This window comes from Flavobacterium sp. GNP002 (assembly GCF_054343795.1).
Genome location: NZ_JBTGUW010000002.1, coordinates 1 through 469 on the forward strand (window position 1 = coordinate 1; position 469 = coordinate 469).

Below are 469 nucleotides of genomic sequence, written 5' to 3' on the forward strand. Positions count from 1 at the left end.
GTAAGCGAAGTATTTCCAGTATTGGTTACTGCAAAAGTATACGTAATTACATCACCCACTTTACCCGTTCCACTCACTGTTGCTGTTTTCACAAGAGCAATACTTGGATTTTGCGTTAGCGGAGTGTCAGTAGGGGTGTTGTTATCAACTGAAGTACCAGAGATATCTGTTACGTCATTTTCTTTTGGATCTTGAGCCGTAGCTAAAGCCGTGTTGACTACTTTACCCGCATCGATATCTGCCTGAGTAATGGTGTACGTTCCTTTGATAGTGGCATTAGAAGCGCCTACTGCAAGAGTTGCAATTGGGTTTCCAGTAATGGTTAAACCTACCATTGGATCGGTTACTACTACATTCGTAAGCGAAGTATTTCCAGTATTGGTTACTGCAAAAGTATACGTGATTACATCACCCACTTTACCCGTTCCACTCACTGTTGCTGTTTTCACAAGAGCAATACTTGGATTTT

1 protein-coding gene is annotated in these 469 nt (G+C 41.6%); it reads right to left on the bottom strand.

All coding sequences use genetic code 11. The annotated features are described in order from the left end of the window. On the bottom strand, nt 1–449 hold a 449-nt coding region (locus tag ACXX80_RS15720), incomplete at its 3' end, for a CLIPPER-2 domain-containing protein (RefSeq protein ID WP_458554112.1). Between the last annotated feature and the right edge of the window lie 20 nt (nt 450–469).